Here is a 4,408-nt window from a genome sequence, read left to right as displayed (position 1 = left end):
TCATTAGTAATTTTATTTAAAAATATACATACTTTTAACTAATTTAAAAGTCCGTTAATTATCTATATCTGCAATATTTTATCATATTTTTCAAAATAATTCACATGGGAAAAATAACCATACAATATTTTTATATAAATAATTTTATTATATATTATGTATCTTAATAATTTTTATTAAAAATCATTTTTAAGAATATATATTAAACAATTCAATTCATTAATCTACCGTTTAAAATTATATTGTTTACTTTAAATCATTATCTAAGACATTATATCATAATCCTCCATTTAATTGACAATATAAATGCTTATTTTTATATAAATAGGCTACTTTATAATAAAGTAGCCTATTTATATCATTAAAAATTATCGTTGCTATTATGAATACTTTCATAAGATGGAAGTTTTAAATTTCCTTCTTTTTTAACTTTCTTAAATACTTTTTCATTTTCTTCTTCTATTAATTCAGTCATATCTTCTAAAGTATCTGCATGGTTAACGAAATTTGTTAATTCACTTTCATGTAATTCTCTTTTACTTTGGTTAACTTTTCTCATAAGTTCCTCCTAGATAAAATTTAAAATGTTATTTACTTTTTATATTAGATTTCCACAAGAACTTATTTTTATTACAGTTAAAAAAAGAAGTCGTTCCAAAAACAAATCAACATATGATATATTTTCTATTATTTTAAAAATTTTATATATAATATCATAAACTTTTATTGACGATTTTTGAAAAACGATTTATCCAGAATTTAAAAGGATTTTTGATTGATACAATAGAAAAAAATATATATATTCAAAATCACAGCTCCCCCATAATGCTGTGATAATACAATATATCTTTTTAAATTTCCCTAAAGAGTTGATAAAAATAGTTAAACTTAACTATTTGAACAACTCCTTTAATCTTATCATATAATTAAAAATCAAAAATACAACTTATTTAACCTGAAAAGTATATGAAGTCATATATAATGTTAAATATTAAAACAAAAAAGGCTATCTTTATGTCATGATTAAATATCATCTACATCAAGATAGCCTCTTTTGTATATTTCCTTTTATAAACCGTCTGGTGTCCATTTTATTTACCCTTTTATTATATTTTCATTCCTTGTAAATATATTTTTTACTATTTCTTTATCTAAATCCCAAATCGTAACTGGTGACTTAACTTCCATATCAAAACTTTTTAGAGTTTTACACATCCAAATTACATCTATCCATCTTCCATATTTATTAACTGCATTTGGGAATACACTCATAACTTTGAATCCATATTTTTCGTGGAACTTCTTACTTTGTTCATTTATAGATAATATGCAAGCATAGACATTATATATCCCTTGTAATTCTAGTAATTCTAAAAGACATCCATATAAAGCAGAGGCAATTCTTCTACCGTGGTATTTATCATCAGTATATACAGATACTTCCGTGTTCCATTTATACCCCTCTCTTTTAAATGGCTTTCCTGCATAAGCGTAGGCTACAACTTCCCCGTCAATTTCACAAACTATCCAAGGAAATTCCTTTGTTACTAAATCATATCTTTCTTTTAATTCTTCTAATGTAGGCACCCTATGTTCCGAGTTAACAATTATATCGTCTTTTTCAACGTATGGTCTGTATATCTCTTGAATTCTTTGTAGATCATCTACTGTAGCTAATCTTAATCTCTTGTTCACTCTCGTCCTCCTGTTTGTATAATTACCTATTGAGTTTATAGGTTACAGCTAATTTTATAATAGATTTAATCTATAATGCAATAATAATTTTATTTTTTTTGTACGATAAAATAATTTTTTTAAATTATAATAAGTTTTGAGTATAAATAAGCATAAATATGTTATTATATTTAATTATGATATACAATTATTTGAAAAATATAAGGAGATGAAGACTTGATAAAATTAGGAGAATATAACAAGCTTAAAGTAAAAAGAAAAGCTGAGTTCGGATATTTTTTAGATGCTGGAACTAATAATTCTAGCGATGATGTTCTTCTTCACAACAGACTTGTTGGAAAAAACAAGATAGAAGTTGGAGACGAAATAGAAGTATTTATATACAAAGATTCAGAAGGAAGACTTGCTGCTACAATGAATTATCCAAAAGCTAAAGTTGGAGATATTGCTTATTTAAAAGTAGTTGCTCACACTAAGATAGGAAGTTTCATAGATGTAGGTCTTCCAAAAGATATATTAGTTCCTTTTAAAGCCCAAAAATATGAAATGACTAAAGGAAATAGATATTTATTCCACATATATATTGATAAATCAGGTAGACTTGCTGCTACTACTGATATCTTCCCTTATTTATCTGTTGAGCATTCATACAATATTGGTGATGTAGTTGATGGAATAGTTTATGGGTTCCAAACTAACAAAAGTGCTACTGTTTGCGTAGATAATAAGTACGATGCTGTTATATTAAACAATGAATATTTCACAGAATTAAATATAGGAGATAAATTAGAAAATCTTAAAGTTATAAAAATCTATGAAGACGGAAGACTTGGACTTACTCCAAGGGGAGAAAGAAAAGAAGAATTAGATTCATTAGAAAAATCAATTATGAGCTATATAGAAGGAAACGATGGATTCATGAGATTTAATGATAAATCTTCTCCAGAAGAAATAGCTACAGTATTTAGTTCTAGTAAGAAAAACTTTAAAAGAGCTCTAGGTGTTCTTATGAAAAAAGGGTTAATTACTCAAAATGAAGAAGGTACTTTCTTAAAATAAAATATTTAATCAATACTATAAACTTCAATGTTAACTTAATTTTCATTGGAGTTTTTTTATATACATTTCTAATATGATATAGAATAGTATTTCTCCTTTTACAAATAATAAATTTAAATATTATTTTAAGGAGGTATTTCCCTTTGTTTAAACATGATAAAGCATTATTACATAATGTAAAAGTCGAAAAGCCAAATGCTCAATATGCAGTTTTAATGCAAGAGCAACTAGGTGGCGCAAATGGAGAATTAAAGGCTGCTATGCAATATCTATCTCAAAGCTTTAGAATAAAAGACCCTGAAATAAAAGATTTATTTATGGATATAGCTGCAGAAGAACTTAGTCACATGGAAATGGTTGCTCAAACTATAAACTTATTAAATGGACATGATGTAAATTATAAAGGTGTTGATGCAGGAGAAATAGAAACACATGTGTTATCAGGACTAAATCCAGCACTAATAAACTCATCAGGTTATTCATGGACTGCTGACTATGTAAGTGTTACAGGTGATTTAGTTGCTGATTTATTATCTAATATAGCTTCAGAACAAAGAGCTAAAGTAGTATATGAATATTTATATAGACAAATAGAAGATAAATATGTAAGAGAAACTATAGATTTCTTACTTAATAGAGAAGAAGCCCATAATGCTCTATTTAGAGATGCTTTAAATAAAGTTAAAGATACTGGCTCTAATAAAGATTTTGGTGTTACAGAAGATTCTAAATTATACTTTGATTTATCCTCTCCTGGTCCAAACCATGATGCTAAAATAGATATAAATCCACCATCTTTTGAAACACCTATTAGTAAAATTGATAAAAAATAATATGAACTTCCTTTCACAAAAAAGCACCTAACTTCTATTATTAGAATTGGGTGCTTAAATTTTTATTAAATTCAATTATATATTTGCTAATATTTCATCTTTTCCTTTTAAATTACCAAGTCCTATACTATCTAAAGTTAGACCTTCTTTATAAAAATCTCGTTGTAAAAGTGTTCCTCCAAGAATTATTATAGAATCTATATTAGGAGTTGAAACATTTACGGCTTTTCCTAAATCTGACCAAAGTACAAGACCTGTCGATATATCTTCAACCATATATCGCACATCCACACTTGCTGGACCCTTTATGTATTTGAACACTGGACTTGTATTAAATAGTTCATGTAATGGTTTGTCCTCATCAACAAAATATCCTCTATTTATGCGACCTTGTCTTGTATCTTCCAACTTTATGCCTAATGCATTAGCTATCGATTCTCTTTCGTCTTCCACTGCTTTTACAATATTTACAGTATGTTCTGTTATTCCCTCTTTATATAACCAAAAATCACCCTTAGTATAATCTATTCTCCCTGCATTTAACAAAGTTGGTCCTGGATGAACTAAAGGGTTTGGGTTTTCTAAATTAACTTGTATAACATTATCTGCCATAACAAAACAATCATAAATTTGAACACAAGCATCAAAAACTTCTTTTGTGTTATAAGAAGGATATGCTGATAAGTATACTTTCCCTGCTTTTAAAGAAACCTCTACTCTAGCTTCATCTACATAAGCTCTAGTGGCATAAGTTAAGGAATTCGTTTCCCCAACTTTTAAATTTTTATCAATTCCAATTTCTTTAGCTTTATTTATAAATC

The 4,408-nt window shown here is 26.9% G+C and carries 5 protein-coding genes; 2 read left to right on the top strand and 3 right to left on the bottom strand.

Translation table 11 applies throughout. From position 1 onward, the window contains the following. Window positions 1-361: 361 nt before the first annotated feature. Window positions 362-559, bottom strand: a complete 198-nt coding sequence (locus J7G74_RS00695) for a hypothetical protein (protein ID WP_297130459.1) — start codon at window positions 557-559, stop codon at window positions 362-364. 536 nt (window positions 560-1,095) lie between these two features. Further along, a complete protein-coding gene (locus J7G74_RS00690; RefSeq protein ID WP_297130457.1) occupies window positions 1,096-1,695 on the bottom strand; it encodes a GNAT family N-acetyltransferase in 600 nt (199 codons plus the stop codon). 216 nt (window positions 1,696-1,911) lie between these two features. On the opposite strand from J7G74_RS00690, the gene J7G74_RS00685 reads away from it, so the two are divergent. Continuing rightward, window positions 1,912-2,754, top strand: a complete 843-nt coding sequence (locus J7G74_RS00685; protein WP_297130454.1) for a CvfB family protein — start codon at window positions 1,912-1,914, stop codon at window positions 2,752-2,754. Window positions 2,755-2,897: 143 nt separating this feature from the next. Then, window positions 2,898-3,587, top strand: coding sequence for a manganese catalase family protein (locus J7G74_RS00680; protein ID WP_297130450.1), 690 nt, complete (start codon window positions 2,898-2,900; stop codon window positions 3,585-3,587). Window positions 3,588-3,662: 75 nt separating this feature from the next. Here J7G74_RS00680 and J7G74_RS00675 read toward each other — a convergent pair. Further along, window positions 3,663-4,408, bottom strand: a 746-nt coding sequence (locus tag J7G74_RS00675; protein ID WP_297130447.1) for an NAD/NADP octopine/nopaline dehydrogenase family protein, incomplete at its 5' end; no start/stop codon positions are given.

The organism is Terrisporobacter sp., assembly GCF_017888745.1.
GTDB lineage: Bacteria > Bacillota > Clostridia > Peptostreptococcales > Peptostreptococcaceae > Terrisporobacter.
Note: the sequence above shows the minus strand (reverse complement) of the source record. Positions and strands in the feature narration are given on the sequence as shown.